The sequence below is a fragment of the uncultured Stenotrophomonas sp. genome, from assembly GCF_963519925.1.
GTDB classification, from domain to species: domain Bacteria; phylum Pseudomonadota; class Gammaproteobacteria; order Xanthomonadales; family Xanthomonadaceae; genus Stenotrophomonas; species Stenotrophomonas maltophilia_AE.
The window spans coordinates 1-15,952 of sequence record NZ_CAUQPH010000083.1 but is presented as its reverse complement, the minus strand read 5'-3'; the positions used below and the strand labels follow the sequence as shown (position 1 = coordinate 15,952).

Genomic DNA, 15,952 nt, shown 5'->3' with positions numbered 1-15,952 from the left:
CCGCTAGCACCTGAAGCTAGTGCGTCTACCAATTCCGCCACCTGGGCGACTCAGGAGGCGAATTATGCGGAAGGCGTTTCGGGCTGTCAATGCATGCACGGGCGGCGCTTGGCATACTCGCCCGACACCCGACGGTCTGGAGCTTCCATGGCACTGCCGATCCTGCACGCCCACCCGCTGTCGTCCTGCTGCCAGAAGGTGCTCATTGCCGCCCGCGTGCTGGGCGTCGCCCTGGACGAGCGCCTGTTGAACCTCGGCGACGCCGCGCAGCGCGCCATGCTCGACGCACTGTCCCCGGCGCGAAAGATGCCGGTGCTGGTCGACCAGGGCAGGGTGGTGGCCGAGACCAGCATCATCATCGAGTACCTGCAGCAACGGCTGTCCAGCGATGGCCCGGGCCTGATCCCGGCCGACCCCGACGCTGCCCTGGCCGTGCGCTTCTGGGACCGGTTCTGCGACTTCTACCTCATGACCCCCATGCAGGCCCTGACCGCCGAACTGCTCACGCCGGAGAGCGCACGCAGCGAACCGGCCGCCGAGGCTGCGCGATCACTGCTGCTGCACAGCTACGCCGCACTCAACCGCCAGCTCGACGGACGGACATGGCTGGCAGGGGAGGACTTCAGCATGGCCGACTGCGCCGCAGCGCCGGCCTTGTTCTACGCCGTTGCGTATGTGCCGATGCCGGAAACGCACGCACGCCTGCTCGCTTATTTCGAGCGCCTGATGGTGCATCCGGATATCGCCGCCGTCGTCGACGCCGCGCGTCCCTGGTTCAAGTACTTCCCCGGACGGGCAGGGCTGGCCGCGCGCTTCTACGTCGCCGAGGCCTGAAACGAAAAAACCCGCTTGCGCGGGTTTGATCATTTACCGAGTCGTGGTGCCCAGGAGAGGACTCGAACCTCCACGAAGTTGCCCCCGCTAGCACCTGAAGCTAGTGCGTCTACCAATTCCGCCACCTGGGCGACTCAGGGGGCGAATTGTGGGCATGCCCGGGAGGCTTGTCAACGGTTTCGTGAAAATTCTTCACAATCCTGCATGCGCGGCGGCAATGACCCATTCTGCACACCGCCACGCGGTACCATGGGGGTCGATGAAAACAAAGAAACCGACCCGGGGCGCGAAAGCCCCCAAGTCTCCGGCGCCCAAGCAGGCTGCCGGTCCGTCGGGCAAGCCCCGCGCTGCTGCTGCCAAGTCCGGCAAGAAGCTGCCGCCCTGGATGCCCGACTCCATGAACACCCCGGCACCGCCCCGTGGCGGCAAGCGCAGCGGTCCCAAGCCGGACCATGGCGCGCCCGTCCCGACCCGGCGCAATCCGCACCCGCTGCCGGCCGGCGGCCCGGTGGAAGACCCCTATGCGGCCCGCGAAGCTGAACGCTACGCCCAGCCGATTGCCAGCCGCGAAGCCATCCTGCAGCTGCTCGACCGCTGCGATGGCCCGCAGACCGCCGAGGAGATCGGCGCCCAGCTGGGCCTGACCGAACCCGACCGCGCCGACGCGCTGGGCAAGCGCCTGGGCGCCATGGTGCGCGACGGCCAGCTGGTGCAGAACCGCCGCGGCGGCTTCGCACCCGTCCAGGCCACCAACCTGATCACCGGCGTGGTGATCGCCAACCCGGAAGGGTTCGGCTTCCTGCGCCCGGTCGAAGGTGGCGATGACCTGTTCCTGGCGCCGTATGAAATGCGCAAGGTCATGCATGGCGACCGCGTGCTCGCCAACGTGACCGGCATCGACCGCCGCGGGCGCCGCGAAGGCAGCATCGCGCGCGTGCTCGAGCGCGGCATGACCCGCCTGATCGGCCGTTTCAGCGTTGAGTTCGGCATCAACTACGTGGTGCCCGACGACAAGCGCATCCAGCGCAACGTGCAGATTCCGCCCGACCAGACCGGCGACGCCCGCGATGGCCAGCTGGTGGTGTGCGAACTGACCCAGGCCCCGGACACCCGGCGCCCGCCGATCGGCCGCATCATCGCCGTGCTCGGTGACAAGCTCACCGCCTCGCTGATCGTGGAAACCGCCATCCACGGCCACGAACTGCCATTCGAATTCCCGCAGGCCGTCCTCGACGAAGCCGCCGCCGTTCCCATGCAGGTCGAACCGGGCATGATCGGCGACCGCGTCGACCTGCGCAGCACGCCGCTGGTGACCATCGACGGTGAAGACGCCAAGGACTTCGACGACGCGGTCTACTGCGAACCCAACGCCGACGGCTTCCGCCTGGTGGTGGCCATCGCCGACGTCTCCAACTATGTCCGCCCCGGCACGCCGCTGGACGATGAGGCGCAGAAGCGCGCCACCTCGGTGTACTTCCCCGGCTTCGTCGTGCCGATGCTGCCCGAGACCCTGTCCAACGGCATCTGCTCGCTGATGCCCAAGGTCGACCGCATGTGCTTCGTCTGCGACATGCAGGTCGGGCGCGACGGTGAAGTGATGCACTCGCGCTTCTACGAAGCGGTGATGAACTCGCATGCCCGCCTGACCTATAACCAGGTCTGGCAGGCGGTCGGTGAAAACGATCCGGCGGTGCGCACGCAGATTGCCGCGGTGCTGCCGCAGGTCGAGCGCCTGCACCAGTTGTACAAAGTGCTGGCCAAGGCGCGCACCCGGCGCGGTGCGATCGAGTTCGAATCGTCCGAAGTGCGCTTCGTGCTGGACAACACCGGCGAAGTCACCCAGGCCGGCATGCTGGTGCGCAACGACGCACACAAGCTGATCGAGGAATGCATGATCGCGGCCAACGTGCAGGCCGCGCGTTACCTGCTGTACAAGCACATGCCGGCGCCGTTCCGTGACCACGCCAAGCCGCCGGAGGCGAAGTTCGACGACCTGCTGGAGTTCCTCAAGGAATTCAAGCTGAGCCTGCCGCCGTGGTCGAAGGTGCAGCCGGGCGACTACACCAAGCTGCTCAAGAAGGTACGCGAGCGTCCCGACGCCGCGCTGCTGGAATCGGTGCTGCTGCGCAGCCAGAGCCTGGCGGTGTATTCGCCGGAAAACCAGGGCCACTTCGGGCTGGCGCTGGATGCCTACGCGCATTTCACCTCGCCGATCCGCCGCTACCCCGACCTGCTGGTGCACCGCGCGATCAAGCACGCGCTGAGCGGCAAGCCGCTGGACAAGTTCACCTACACCCAGCGCGAAATGGCCGCGCTGGCGCTGCAGTGTTCCGAACGCGAGCGCCGTGCCGACGAGGCCGAGCGCGAAGTGGACGAACGCTACCGCGCGGCGTGGATGGAAAAGCACGTCGGTGGGCAGTTCGACGGCGTGATCAGCGGCGTGACCAGCTTCGGCCTGTTCGTGGAGCTGGACGAATCCAAGGTCAACGGCCTTGTCCACGTCACCCAGTTGCCGCACGACTATTACCAGTTCGATGCCACCCGCAAGACGCTCAGTGGCGAGCGCCGCGGCAAGAGCTACCGTCTGGGCGACCGCGTGCGGATCCTGGTGCTCAAGGCCAGCATGGAAGAGCGCAAGATCGACTTCCGCCTGGTGGAAGAGAAGGACGACGAAGAACCGGCGTTCCCGCCACGTGGCCAGCCGGCCAAGCGGCAGAAGCAGAAGTATTGAGGCGTCACCGGGATGCCGACCATCGTTCGGCATCTACCCAGGCTTCCAACCGGTAGGTACCGACCGTTGGTCGGTACGCCACGCGAGGACCGACCCATGAACCCCGTTCCAGAATTCTCCGGCGGTTGCCAGTGCGGCGCGATCCGCTTCCACGTCCGCGGCGCCCTGCCTGACATCTCCATCTGCCACTGCCGGATGTGCCAGAAGGCCTTCGGCGCGTACTACGCGCCGCTGGTCTCGGTGCGCGGTGCCGACTTCCAGTGGACCCGCGGCGAACCGCGCCGGTTCCAGTCGTCCAACCATTTCAGACGCGGCTTCTGCGCCGACTGCGGTACCCCGCTGACCTACGAGGGCGAAGACGGCATGGCCGTGGCCGCCGGTGCCTTCGACCAGCCTGGACGCCTCCCGCCCACGGTCCAGTACGGCACCGAGTCCAAGCTGCCGTTCGTGGACCACCTTGGCGGGCTGGCGGTGATCCTGCAGGAAGACGACCCCGACGCCGAGCGGCTGCGGACGCTGGTTTCCAACCAGCACCCGGACCGCGACACCCAGCGCTGGCCGCGGTAAGGCAGCCGGGTAGAGCCGGGCTCTGCCCGGCTGTACGCCGGACAGACCCCCGGCAATGCTCTACCATTACCACCCCCTGTACCGGTCCCGCCCCGCAATGAGCAAGCAAAGCCAGTGGATCGTCGGCGTCAACGCCGTCGCCTCCTCGATCGAGAACGATGCCGAGAACGTCCGCGAAGTGCTCATCGAGGCCAGCGCGAAGAATCCCCGGCTGACCGAAATCGAGGAAAACGCACGGCGCAAGGGCATCGACGTGCGCAAGGTGAACACCCAGGCGCTGGACGGCGTGGGCGGTTCGGTGCGCCACCAGGGCGTGGCCGCCCGCTACCAGGCGGCCCGGACCTACGGCGAGAACGAGCTCGAAGGCCTGGTCGAAGCGGCCGAGGGCAAGGCCCTGCTGCTGATCCTCGACGAGGTGCAGGACCCGCACAACCTCGGCGCCTGCCTGCGCAGCGCTGCCGCCGCCGGGGCCACCGCGGTGATCATTCCCAAGGACAAGTCGGCCACGGTCAATGCCACCGTGCGCAAAACCTCGGCAGGTGCCGCCGACCGTATTCCGGTGGTTGCGGTGACCAACCTGTCGCGTTGCCTGAAGGACCTGCAGAAGCAGGGCGTCTGGATCTACGGCCTGGCCGGCGAAGCCACCGCCTCGCTGTATTCCATCGATCTGAAGGGCAACGTCGCGCTGGTCCTCGGCGGCGAAGCGGACGGCATGCGCCGCTTGACCCGCGAGAACTGCGATGGCCTGGTCAAGATTCCGATGCCGGGCGACATCGAAAGCCTGAACGTCTCGGTGGCCGCGGGCGTCGCCCTGTTCGAGGCGGTCCGCCAGCGCGGGTAACCACCGGCCGCGTAGAGCCACGCCCTGCGTGGCTGCGCTTTGGTCCGGTACCGCGAAGCCACGCAGGGCGTGGCTCTACGGCGCGTTGGCGCTTCCCCCCAACGCCTTGAACAGCGTCACATCGTTCACCAGCTGCTTCTGCTTCACCGACGCCAGCGACAGCTCCGCATCACGCCGGGTCTGCTGCGCTTCCAGCCAGGTGCGCAGGTCTGTCGCGCCGACCCGGTAGCGCACTTCGTACATGCGCTCGATTTCCACCGCTTCGTCATACGACGCCTGCGATGCCGCCACCTGGGTGGCCAGCTGGCTGCGCGCCGACAGCGCGTTGTCCACTTCCGACAGCGCCGTGTACAGCGTGCGCCGGAACGTATTGGCGGCGATCTGGTAATCGGTGCCGGCGATCTGCGTGTCCAGCTGCGCCTGGCGGATGTTCAGGAACGGCAGCGACAGGCCCGCGCCCAGCGACGCCACCGGATTCTTCAACACGTCCGACAAGGTGGTCGCGCCGCTGCTCACGCCGCCGGTCAGGCTCAGCGCCGGGTAATAACTCGTCGCGGTCACCTTTATGTTCGTCAGGCTGTTGCGCAGGCGCAGTTCGGCCGCGCGCAGGTCGGGTCGGCGACCCAGCAGGCCGGCCGGCAGGCCTTCGGCAATCACCGGGGTGGCAGCGATCTCCAGCACCTGCGGCTCGTCGGCCTGCGGCCACGGCTGGCCGTCCAGCAGCACGGTGAGCGCATTGCGGCTGGCCACCCGTTGCTGTTCCAGCGCGCTCTGCGCGGCCCGCTGCGCCTCCAGCGACTGCGTGGCCTGGCGCACTTCCAGCCGCGACACCGCACCGGCGTCGAACCGCGCCTGCACCAGTTCCAGGGTGCGCTGCAGGCGCTCCAGGTTGGCCTGGCCGGCGCTGATCGACTGGTTGAGGTACGCCAGGGTCCAGTACTGGGTCGCTACATCGCCGATCACCAGCAGCGCCGTGTTCTGCAGGTCTTCTTCGCTGGCCTGCGCTTCCCACTGTGCGATGTCGCGCTGGGCGCGCAGGCGTCCCCACAGATCGATTTCCCATTGCAGCAAAACGCCGGCCGAACTGCCGCGGTTCCAGTCCGCGCCCTGGTCGATGGCACGGTTGCCGCTGCTGCTGACGCTGCCTGATGGCTGCGGCCACAGCGCGTTGTCGCTCAGCCCGGCCTGCAGCCGGGCACGCTGCACCGCCAGCCCGGCCGAGGCCAGGTCGGTGTTGGCCTGCAGGGCGCGGGCGATGACCCGGTCCAGTCGCGGGTCGCCAAAGCCGCTCCACCACGCGTCGTCGCGGACGTCGCTGCGCGGGCTGGTGGCAGGCGTGGCCGACGGTTCGACCGGCGCATTGCGCTGCGCATCGCCACGGCCATACACCGCCGGCACGCTGGGCGGATCCACCTGGTACTGGCCGGTGCTCGCGCACGCCGACAGCAGCAGGACGAACGGGGAAAGGAATGGAATCTTCATTCGCGCGCCAGCGCCTCCACGGGGTCGAGTTGGGCCGCACTACGGGCCGGAAGGAAGCCGAACGCCACGCCGATAAGGCTGGAGCAGGCGAACGCGGCAATGATCGAGGCGGTCGAGAACACCATCTGGAAATCCGCCGCGAATCTGCCGAACAACCAGCCCACCAGCAGCGACAGCGCCACTCCGAGCACGCCGCCGAGCAGGCAGACCAGTACCGCTTCGATCAGGAACTGCTGGCGGATATCGCTTTGCCGCGCGCCCACCGCCATGCGCACGCCGATTTCGCGGGTGCGTTCAGTGACTGACACCAGCATGATGTTCATCACCCCGATCCCGCCTACCAGCAGCGCGATCGCGGCGATCGCACTGATCAGCAGCGTCATCGTGCGCGTGGTCTGCTCGATGGTGTCGCGGATCTCGGCGCTGTTGCTCAGGAAGAAGTCCTCGGTACCGTGGCGCATGACCAGCAGCCTGGAGATCGCCGCCTGCGCCGCATCCATCGGGGTTGCATCGTCCACCCGTACGGTGATGCTGGACACGTGGCTCTGGCCCAGCATGCGCGACATCACGGTGGTGTAGGGCACCCAGATCGAAAGGCTGGTGCTGCTGCCAAAGCCCATGCTCTGGCGCTGTGCCACGCCGATCACGCGCACCGGCACGTTGCCCAGCAGGATCACCTGGCCGACCGGGTCGGCGCCGTTGGGGAAGAACTGGGCGCGGGTGTTCTCATCGATCACCGCCACCTGCGCCAGTCCTTTCACCGCATCGGCATCGAAGAAACTGCCCGCGCTCAGGGTCACGCCCTTGACCCGGAAGAACTGTTCGCCCACGCCGCTGACCTGTGCGGTGGCCGACTGGTTGCGGTAGCGCGCGGTGGCCGACGAGGAGACGCTGGGGGTGACGCTGTCGATGTAGCTCTGCCGCGACAGCGCATCGGCATCGCTGGCCTTCAGGGTCTGCACGCGTGCCGAGCGCATGTCGCCGAAGCCGCGGCCGGGGTAGACGTCGATGGTGTTGGTGCCGAGCGCGCTGATGTTCTGCAGGATCTGCTGCTGCGATCCATTGCCCATCGCCACTACCGACACCACCGAGGCAATGCCGATGATGATGCCGAGCATGGTCAGGAAGGTGCGCAGGCGGTGCGCGTTCATCGCCAGCAGGGCCATGCGGAACGCCTCGGTGAAGCGGTCGCGCGCGGCACGCCGGCTGTGCCCCCTGGCGGCGGCCACGGTCGGCGTGCGCTGGGCCCGGTAGCTGGGCGCGTTGGGGTTGATGCGGTCGGCGATGATCTCGCCGTCGCGGATCTCGATGATGCGCTGGGCGTGTTCGGCCACCGACATGTCGTGGGTGACGATGATGATGGTGTGGCCTTCGGCATGCAGCTCGCCCAGGATGCCCATCACTTCCTCGCCGGATTTCGTGTCCAGCGCGCCGGTGGGTTCGTCGGCCAGGATCACCTCGCCGCCGTTCATCAACGCCCGCGCAATCGATACGCGCTGCTGCTGGCCGCCGGACAGCTGGCCGGGCTTGTGCCGCATGCGGTCGCCCAGGCCCAGCCGCTGCAGCAGCTGTTCGGCGCGCGCGCTGCGCACCGCCGCCGGGCTGCCGGCGTACACCGACGGCACTTCCACGTTGCCGCGGGCATCGAGGTCACCCAGCAGGTGGTAGCGCTGGAAGATGAAGCCGAAGTGCTCGCGGCGCAGTTCGGCCAGCTCGTCGGGCAGCATGCTGCCGGTCTCGCGGCCGGCGACCTGGTAGCTGCCGCGGGTGGGGCGGTCCAGGCAGCCGAGGATGTTCATCAGCGTCGACTTCCCCGAGCCGGACTGGCCGACGATGGCCACCATTTCGCCGGCGGCAATGTCCAGGTTGACGTCGCGCAGCACGGCGATGGTCTCTTCGCCGGCGGGAAACTCCCGGCGCAGGTCGCGCAGCCGCAGCAGCGGCGCGCCGGTCGCAGCGGTCTTCATCGACGCGGCCCCATGCCCGGGCCGCCCATGCGCATCTGCGCACCGCCGCGGCTGCCACCGCTGTTGGCGGTCGGGGTGGCGCTGCCTTCACCGACCACCACCTTCTCGCCTTCCTTCAACCCCGAGAGCACTTCGGCGCTGGAGCCGGTGTTGATGCCGATCCTGACCTTGCGCGGCTGCGGCATGCCGTCGGCATCGGCCACGCGCACCACGTACTGGCCGTCGCGCGCCTTCGGGCCCAGCGCCACCGACGGAATGGTCAGTACGCCCCTGGCCTGCTTGAGCAGCACCGAGACCTGCGCGGTCATGTCGATGCGCAGCGTACCGTCCGGGTTTTCCACGTCGAACAGTGCGTTGTAGTACACGGCGGTGCTGGCGCTGGAACTGGACGAACTGGAGCTGCTCGAACTGTCGCTGGCGATCGACGAGGGCGCCGGATTGATCTGGCGCAGGGTGGCGTGGTACTTGCGGTCCGGATCGCCCAGGGTGGTGAAGTACACCGGCATGCCGGCCTTGATCTTGACCACGTCCGCTTCGGACACTTCCGCATTGACCGTGACCAGGTCCAACCGCGCCAGCATGACGATCGTCGGTGCGGTCTGGTTGGCGTTGACGGTGCGGCCTTCTTCGGCGACCACCGCGACCACGGTGCCGTCCATCGGCGCGGTGATGCGGGTGTAAGCCAGGTTGGCGTTGGCGGTGCCGAGCTCGGTTTCGCGGCCCTTGATCTGCGCCTCGTACGACTTGACCTGGGCACGGGCGGTCTTCAGCTGGGCTTCGGCGGTGTCATATTCGGCCCGCGAGGTCGCTTCGGCAGCCAGCATCTGCTGCTGGCGGGCGAACTCCAGTTCGGCCTGGCGCAGGCTGGCCTGTTGCACCGCGCGCTGGGCGATGACCTGGTCCAGCGACGCCTGCGCATTGAGCACAGCGTTCTGCTGGGTGGTGGCGTCGATTTCGGCGATCAGGTCGCCCTGTCTGACGGTGTCGCCCAGCTGCACCTTCAGCGACTTGATCTGGCCGGACGCCTGCGCACCGACGCTGACCAGCTTGTAGGCATCGATCACCCCGGTGGCTTCCACCGTCTGTTCCAGGTCGCCGCGGGTCACCGGACTGGTAGCCAGGGTCGGCGCGCTGGGCTTGCGCAGGGTCCATGCGACAATGGCGACGACCACGACGAGGGCGGCGATCAACAGCAGCACGCGGCCGCGGCGGGTGGTGGGCAGGCGGGGCTTCACGATGATCGTCAACTCGACAGGCCGGTGTCCGGCGTTGTCAGCATTGTGAAGAGCGGGGCAGGGCCGCTCAACGCTCGCCGTGTAACACCACGTAACCACGCCACCTTTCCACGTGTCGGCATGTATCGGGCGAGGTGCCTGAAACATGCATACGCAAACCAGAGGATGCGGTTCAGCTCCCGACAGGGGATCATCGCCGCATGGAGACCACAACGATGCAACGCCTGCTGATCGTCGACGACGACAATGACATCCGCCAGCTGCTGGCCGAGCAGCTCGGCCGCGCCGGCTACCAGGTGAGCACTGCCAGCGATGGCCAGGGCATGCGCCAGGTACTGGACCGCGAGCATGTGGACCTGATCGTGCTCGACCTCAACCTGCCGCGCGAGGACGGGCTCACCCTGTGCCGTGACCTGCGCGCGCGCTCGAGCACGCCGGTGATCATGCTCACCGCGCGCAGCGAGCCGATCGACCGCGTGCTGGGCCTGGAGATGGGCGCCGACGACTACCTGGGCAAGCCGTTCGAACCGCGCGAGCTGCTGGCGCGGATCCGCAACGTGCTGCGCCGGACCGAGGCGCTGCCGGCCAACCTGGAACCGCTGGCGATCCGCCGCGCGCGTTTCTCGCAGTGGGTCTTCGACCTGGAACATCGCCACCTGGTCGACCCGGACGGGCGCGTGGTGGTGCTGTCCGGCGCGGAGTTCCGCCTGCTGCGGGTGTTCGTCGGCCATGCCAACAAGGTGCTGTCGCGCGAGCAGCTTGTGTCGCTCAGCAGCGGCCGCAACTATGAGTCGCAGGACCGCGCGATCGACCTGCAGGTCAGCCGCCTGCGCAACAAGCTGGCCGACGATGGCGGCAGCGATGGGCTGATCAAGACCGTGCGCAACGAAGGCTACGTGCTGGCCACGGCGGTCACCCTGGAATGAAGCGGCTGCGCGGTTTCTTCGCCTCCATGGTCGGGCGCCTGTTCCTGATCCTGCTGCTGGGCATGAGCGTGGCCGCCATCGGCGCGACCATGCTGGCCAGCGCCAAGCGCCAGCAGGAATTCGAACGCCAGAACCTCAATCGCATCGCGGACCGCCTGCAGGGCTTCGTCAACATGCTCGACGGCAACCCCGAGCTGCGCGACCGGCTGTTGATGGTGGGCGGGCCGGCGGTGCGCAGCCTGCCGGACGGGGCGCGCCTGGGCCGCGAGGACGCCGCGATGATGGCGGTGCTGGATGACCGCCAGGGCCCGGTGGCGCATGCCACGGTGCATTTCACCTCGTTCCGTTCCTGCCTGGCCAAGGCCCAGGAACTGCTCCCACCGCCGCCGCCGCAGGAGCGGCGCCGGCCGCCGCACGAACGCGACCCGGCCTTCATTCCGCCCAAATGCCGGGCGGTGCAGGTGCCGCTCAGCGACGGCACCGTGCTGTCGCTGGCGCTGGAATCGCCCGCCATCGCCCACAACGGCATCCTGGCGGTCGACCCGCTGTTCCTGACCCTGCTGGTGCTGGCCATCGGCGGGCTGGCCTACCTGGTCGCGCGCATGGCCAGCGCGCCGCTGCAGCGGCTGGCGTCGGCCGCGGCCGAGCTCGGCGACGACCTGCAGCGCGAACCGCTGCCGGTGACCGGGCCGCTGGAAGTCCGGCGTGCGGCTGAGGCCTTCAACGCCATGCAGAAGCGCCTGCAGCGCACGCTGGGCGAGCGCACCCAGATGCTGGCCGCGATCACCCACGACCTGCAGACCCCGGTAACCCGGTTGCGCCTGCGCCTGGAAAACGTGGGCGATGAAGCGCTGCGCGAGCGCCTGATCGGCGACCTGGGCGCGATGCAGGCACTGATCCGCGAGGGCCTGGAGCTGGCCCGCAGCGCGGAGAGTGCCGAACCGCGCGCGGCGCTGGACCTGGATTCGCTGCTGGAAAGCATTGTCGAAGACGCGGTCGAGGCCGGCGCGGAGGCCCGCTTCGCGCAGGGCAGCGGCGCGGTGTTGATGCTGCGGCCCCTGGCCATGCACCGCCTGTTCTCGAACCTGGTGGACAACGCGATCAGTTACGGCGGCACCGCCGAGGTCAGGGTGGAGCAGGGCAGCGACGGCGTGCGGGTGCGCGTGCGCGACCAGGGGCCCGGCCTGGCCGAGGACGAACTGGAAACCGTGTTCGACCCGTTCGTGCGGCTGGAGACCTCACGTTCGCGGGCCACCGGCGGGGCCGGGCTGGGCCTGACCATTGCCCGTGCGCTGGCCGAGAAAGACGGCGCCACGCTGCACCTGCGCAACCTCGCGCAGGGCGGGCTCGAGGCGATCGTGCACTGGCCGGTACCGCCACGCCCCGCGGCCCATCGCGCCGGCTGAGCCGGCACGGGCAAAGCGGCGCGGATTTGCCTACTATGGGCATCCCCCGCCAGCGTTTGCCGCATGAGTGCGTTCGATCTGGCCGGCTTCCTTTCCAGCTCCCTGTCGGATCCTTGCGGATGAGGCAAGGGGGAGGCTGGACCCGGTGGCGGCCGGCACAAGCAGCAGTGACCCTCCAGCGCCTTTGCCAGGCGCTGTTGTTGCTGTGCCTGTTGTCCGGGCTGCCGGGGACGCTCGCCGCGCAGGATGGCCCGCCGCCGCTGCGCGACTACGCCATCGATGTCTGGACCTCGCGCAACGGGCTGCCGCACAACTCGCTGCGCGACATCGCGCAGACCCCGGAAGGGCACCTGTGGTTCGCCACCTGGGAAGGCCTGGTGCGCTACAACGGGCTGGACTTCACCGTGTTCGACCGCAGTACCCGACCCGGCCTGCGCGACAACGGCGTGGGGGCGCTGTTCGTGGACCGCGACGGCGGCCTGTGGATCAGCGATTCGCGCGGCAACGTCACCCGCCGCACCGCCGACGGGCGCTGGCAGGTGTTCCCGCACCAGCCACCGGCACCGCAGGTGCTGATCCAGGCCATGCAGATGGACAGCCATGGCCGGCTCTGGCTGCTGTACGAAGGCAACGGCATCGGCAGCGTGACCCGCGACGGGAAGTTCGAGTACCAGCCACCCCCGCCGGGTGTGCCGATGGCGATGAGCTTCACCAAACTGGTGGTGGACGCGCAGGACCGGGTCTGGGTCGGCACCCTGGATGGCCTGGTGGTGCGCGGCACCGACGGCGTGCTGCGCCGCGCACCGGAAAGCTGGGGCCTGGGCCGCGGCCTGGTCTGGCCATACCGGGCCCCGGATGGCGTGCTGTGGATCGTCGCCGGCGAGCGCATCTACCGCATGCAGGACGGCGTGCCGCAGCTGCAGCACCGGCAGGCCACCGGCATGCACATCACTTCGATGCTGCAGGACCGCCACGGCGACCTGTGGCTGGGCACCGAGAGCCAGGGCCTGCTGCGGCTTTCCCGGCATGGCCTGGAACGCCTGCCCACCGGGCTGTCATTGCCGGGCGGGCGCGTGGTCAGCCTGCGCGAGGATGCCGAAGGCAGCATCTGGGTGGGCGCCAACGGCGGGCTGTACCGGCTGCGCGAGACGTTGTTCAGCAGCTTCACCGAACACGATGGGCTCAGCGGCGCCTACGTACGCACCGTGCTGGAAGACCGCAGCCGCCAGTTGTGGGTGGGCAGTGCCAGCGGCCTGGACCGCCGCGACAGCCAGGGCCGGTTCCACCCGGTCGCGCTGCGCAACAGCGGCGGCAAGACGCCCTCGGTGCTGAGCCTGGCCCAGGACCATGACAACGCGCTGTGGGTGGGCACGTTCGGCGATGGCATCCTGCGCCTGGACGGGCAGGGCCGCATGCTGCGCCGGTACGGCGCGGAAGACGGCCTGCCGGGCGGGAACATCCGCGCGATGAGCGTGGACCGCGACGGCGCGGTGTGGGCCGGCACCCAGAAAGGCGTGGCGCGGCTGGACGCCAACGGCGTCACCGTGCCCGGCATTGCGGGCCTGCCGACCGGGCTGATCACCGCCCTGGCGCATGACGACGCCGGCGACCTCTGGATCGGCACCATCGAAGGCATCCGTGTGTTGCGCGGCAACCGCGTGGAGGCGGTCGACCTGGCCCCGCTCGGCGGCGGGCGCAGCGTGTTCGGCTTCCAGCACATCGGCGATGCGATGTGGATCAGCAGTGACCGCGGCCTGTACCGCTACCGTGACGGCCAACTGGCGCGGGTAGGCCTGGAGCAGGGCATGCCGGTGGACACCGTGTTCCAGCTGGTGCCCGACCGCATCGGCAATGTATGGATCAGTTCCAATCGCGGCATCCTGCGCACCGACATGGCGCTGCTCAACGACGTTGCTGACGGACGCAGGCGGGTCGTCGAGGTCGACCGTTATAACGAGATCGACGGCATGGCCAACTCGCAGGCCAACGGCAGCTCCGGCCCGTCGGCGATCCTGCGCAATGACGGCACCTTCTGGGTGGTCACCGCCGGCGGGCTGAGCACCGTCGACCCACTGCGCCTGCAGCGGTTCCGCGAACGCCTGGCGCCGCCTGCGGCCATAGAGAACGTGCTGGTCGACGGGGTGCCGCTGCATTGGCAGGGCAGCAACCACAACCGGTTGCCCGGCGGCCGCCGCATCACCATCAACTACGTCGGGCTGAGCTACCTCATGTCCGAGCGGATCCGCTACCGCACCCGGCTGGACGGTCTGGACGCCAGCTGGATCGAGCGCGGCCAGCAGCGCAACGTGGAATTCATCGGCCTGCCGCCGGGGGATTACACCCTGCATGTTGCGGCTGCGCATCCCGGCGGCACCTGGAGTGGCAGCGAAGCCACCTGGGCGTTCACGGTCGAGCCGTTCCTGTGGCAGCGGCGCAGCGTACAGTTCATCGGTGGCCTGCTGCTGCTGGCCGGGCTGGTGGCGCTGTACCGATACCTGATCAAACGCTACAAGGCCAGCAACGTGCGCCTGGCGCGCCGCGTCGATGCGGCCACCCGCGACCTGCAGGCGCAGACCGCCAGCCTGCAGGCGCTGAACGAAGAGAAGACACTGCTCGCCGAGCGCCTGGCGGTGCAGGCCGAGCAGTTCGAACGGCAGGCACGCGAAGACGCGCTGACCGGCCTGCCCAACCGCCGTGCGTTCGACGAGGCGCTGGCGCGCGACTTCGCCCGTTCCCAGCGCAGCGGCCACCCGCTGTGCCTGGTGGTGCTGGACATCGACCACTTCAAGGAAGTGAACGACCGCCACAGCCACAGCGTGGGCGACGTGGTGCTGGTGGAAGTGGCGCGGGTAATCGCCTCGGCGTGCCGCGATTCGGACATGCCGGCGCGTACCGGCGGCGAGGAATTCACCCTGCTGCTCAATGACACCCGCCTGGCCGAAGCGGCGCAGGTCTGCGCGCGCCTGCGCGGGCTGTTCCATGACCATCCGGACTGGGCCGGCGTACCCGGCCTGCAGGTGACTTTCAGCGCCGGCCTGGTCGAACTGGATGCGGCCGACCGTACCCCGATGCTGCTCTACCAGCGCGCCGACCGCGCGCTGTACCGGGCCAAGAGCGAAGGCCGCGACCGCACCGCGATCGGTTGATCAGGGGCGGGGCCACGCGTTGGCGATCGTGCAGAACAGCTTCGCGGTCTGTTCGGTGTCATACACCGCGCTGTGCGCTTCTTCCGCATCCCAGCCCAACCCCGCCGCCGTGGCCGCACGCGCCAGCACGGTCTGCCCGTAGGCGATGCCGGCCATGGTCACCGTGTCGAACACGCTGAACGGATGGAACGGGTTGCGCTTGTGTCCGACCCGGTTCACCGCCGCATTGACGAAGCCCAGGTCGAAGTGCGCGTTGTGCCCGACCAGGATCGCGCGCTGGCAGCCGTACTTCTTCATCGCCGCGCGCACCGGCACGAAGATGTGGTCCAGCGCGTCCTTCTCGCTCTTGGCCAGGCGGAACGGGTGGTCGAGGATGATGCCGGTGATCTCCAGCGACTTCGGATCGATCTCCAGGCCCTCGGCCGGGATCACGTGCGCGCTGGCGGTCTGCCCCGGGAAGAGCAGGCCGTTGTCGTCCATCTCGATCGGTACCGCGGCGATCTCCAGCAACGCGTTGCGGTTGCAGTCGAAGCCCCCGGTTTCCACGTCCACCACCACCGGCAGGAAGCCACGGAAGCGGGTCGCCATGATGCGCTGTGCAGCAGAGGGCACGTCTGCTGGGGCCGCGGGGGCAGCAGCCTGGGGGAGGTCGTCAGTCATCGCCGCAGTCTACCAGAGCGGTCCGACCGCCCCATGGCAGCGCTGCCATGCCGCCGCGCCCAGCAAAGCCCCACCCAGCGCCGCCAGTGCCAGCGCCGGTCCCGGCAGCAGCCAGCCCAGCGGCACCGCCGCTGCCAGTGCGAACCCGCCCCAGGCC

General features: G+C 68.7%; 11 protein-coding genes and 1 tRNA gene. 7 read left to right on the top strand and 5 right to left on the bottom strand.

Features of this window, described 5'->3' with window-relative positions; translation table 11 throughout:
- Positions 1-147 precede the first annotated feature (147 nt).
- Positions 148-834 (top strand): glutathione S-transferase family protein, encoded by a 687-nt coding sequence (locus RWO33_RS13865; protein ID WP_314105593.1) that lies wholly within the window; start codon positions 148-150, stop codon positions 832-834.
- Between the two features lie 44 nt (positions 835-878).
- On the opposite strand, the gene RWO33_RS13860 is transcribed toward RWO33_RS13865, so the two are convergent.
- Positions 879-965: transfer RNA gene (locus RWO33_RS13860), tRNA-Leu, on the bottom strand.
- A gap of 128 nt (positions 966-1,093) precedes the next feature.
- On the opposite strand from RWO33_RS13860, the gene rnr reads away from it, so the two are divergent.
- From rnr to rlmB, 3 genes are all read left to right on the top strand, one after another.
- A complete protein-coding gene (gene rnr / locus RWO33_RS13855) occupies positions 1,094-3,565 on the top strand; it encodes a ribonuclease R (protein WP_314105591.1) in 2,472 nt (823 codons plus the stop codon).
- 96 nt (positions 3,566-3,661) lie between these two features.
- Entirely contained in the window at positions 3,662-4,132 is a 471-nt protein-coding gene (locus RWO33_RS13850; protein WP_314105589.1) for a GFA family protein, read from the top strand.
- A 97-nt stretch (positions 4,133-4,229) separates the two neighbouring features.
- A complete protein-coding gene (gene rlmB / locus RWO33_RS13845; RefSeq protein WP_145478116.1) occupies positions 4,230-4,973 on the top strand; it encodes a 23S rRNA (guanosine(2251)-2'-O)-methyltransferase RlmB in 744 nt (247 codons plus the stop codon).
- Between the two features lie 75 nt (positions 4,974-5,048).
- Here rlmB and RWO33_RS13840 read toward each other — a convergent pair whose 3' ends face one another.
- From RWO33_RS13840 to RWO33_RS13830, 3 genes are read right to left on the bottom strand one after another with little or no spacing between them, the layout of a single operon-like run.
- Positions 5,049-6,455 (bottom strand): TolC family protein, encoded by a 1,407-nt coding sequence (locus tag RWO33_RS13840; protein ID WP_314105587.1) that lies wholly within the window; start codon positions 6,453-6,455, stop codon positions 5,049-5,051.
- Positions 6,452-8,422 (bottom strand): MacB family efflux pump subunit, encoded by a 1,971-nt coding sequence (locus tag RWO33_RS13835; protein ID WP_314105585.1) that lies wholly within the window; start codon positions 8,420-8,422, stop codon positions 6,452-6,454. The genes RWO33_RS13840 and RWO33_RS13835 overlap by 4 nt, the downstream gene beginning before the upstream one ends.
- A complete protein-coding gene (locus tag RWO33_RS13830; protein WP_314105583.1) occupies positions 8,419-9,657 on the bottom strand; it encodes an efflux RND transporter periplasmic adaptor subunit in 1,239 nt (412 codons plus the stop codon). The genes RWO33_RS13835 and RWO33_RS13830 overlap by 4 nt, the downstream gene beginning before the upstream one ends.
- A gap of 200 nt (positions 9,658-9,857) precedes the next feature.
- On the opposite strand from RWO33_RS13830, the gene RWO33_RS13825 reads away from it, so the two are divergent.
- The 3 genes from RWO33_RS13825 (at position 9,858) to RWO33_RS13815 (ending at position 15,135) form a co-directional block, all read left to right on the top strand.
- Positions 9,858-10,583, top strand: coding sequence for a response regulator transcription factor (locus tag RWO33_RS13825; RefSeq protein WP_314105581.1), 726 nt, complete (start codon positions 9,858-9,860; stop codon positions 10,581-10,583).
- The gene (locus RWO33_RS13820; RefSeq protein ID WP_314105579.1) at positions 10,580-11,989 is read left to right on the top strand and encodes an ATP-binding protein; all 1,410 of its coding nucleotides are present in this window, start codon (positions 10,580-10,582) and stop codon (positions 11,987-11,989) included. The genes RWO33_RS13825 and RWO33_RS13820 overlap by 4 nt, the downstream gene beginning before the upstream one ends.
- A 119-nt stretch (positions 11,990-12,108) precedes the next feature.
- Positions 12,109-15,135 carry a two-component regulator propeller domain-containing protein gene (locus RWO33_RS13815; protein WP_314105578.1) on the top strand — a complete coding sequence of 1,009 codons (3,027 nt, stop codon included), beginning with the start codon at positions 12,109-12,111 and terminating at the stop codon, positions 15,133-15,135.
- On the opposite strand, the gene rnt is transcribed toward RWO33_RS13815, so the two are convergent.
- Positions 15,136-15,723 carry a ribonuclease T gene (rnt, locus tag RWO33_RS13810; protein ID WP_145478109.1) on the bottom strand — a complete coding sequence of 196 codons (588 nt, stop codon included), beginning with the start codon at positions 15,721-15,723 and terminating at the stop codon, positions 15,136-15,138.
- Between the last annotated feature and the right edge of the window lie 229 nt (positions 15,724-15,952).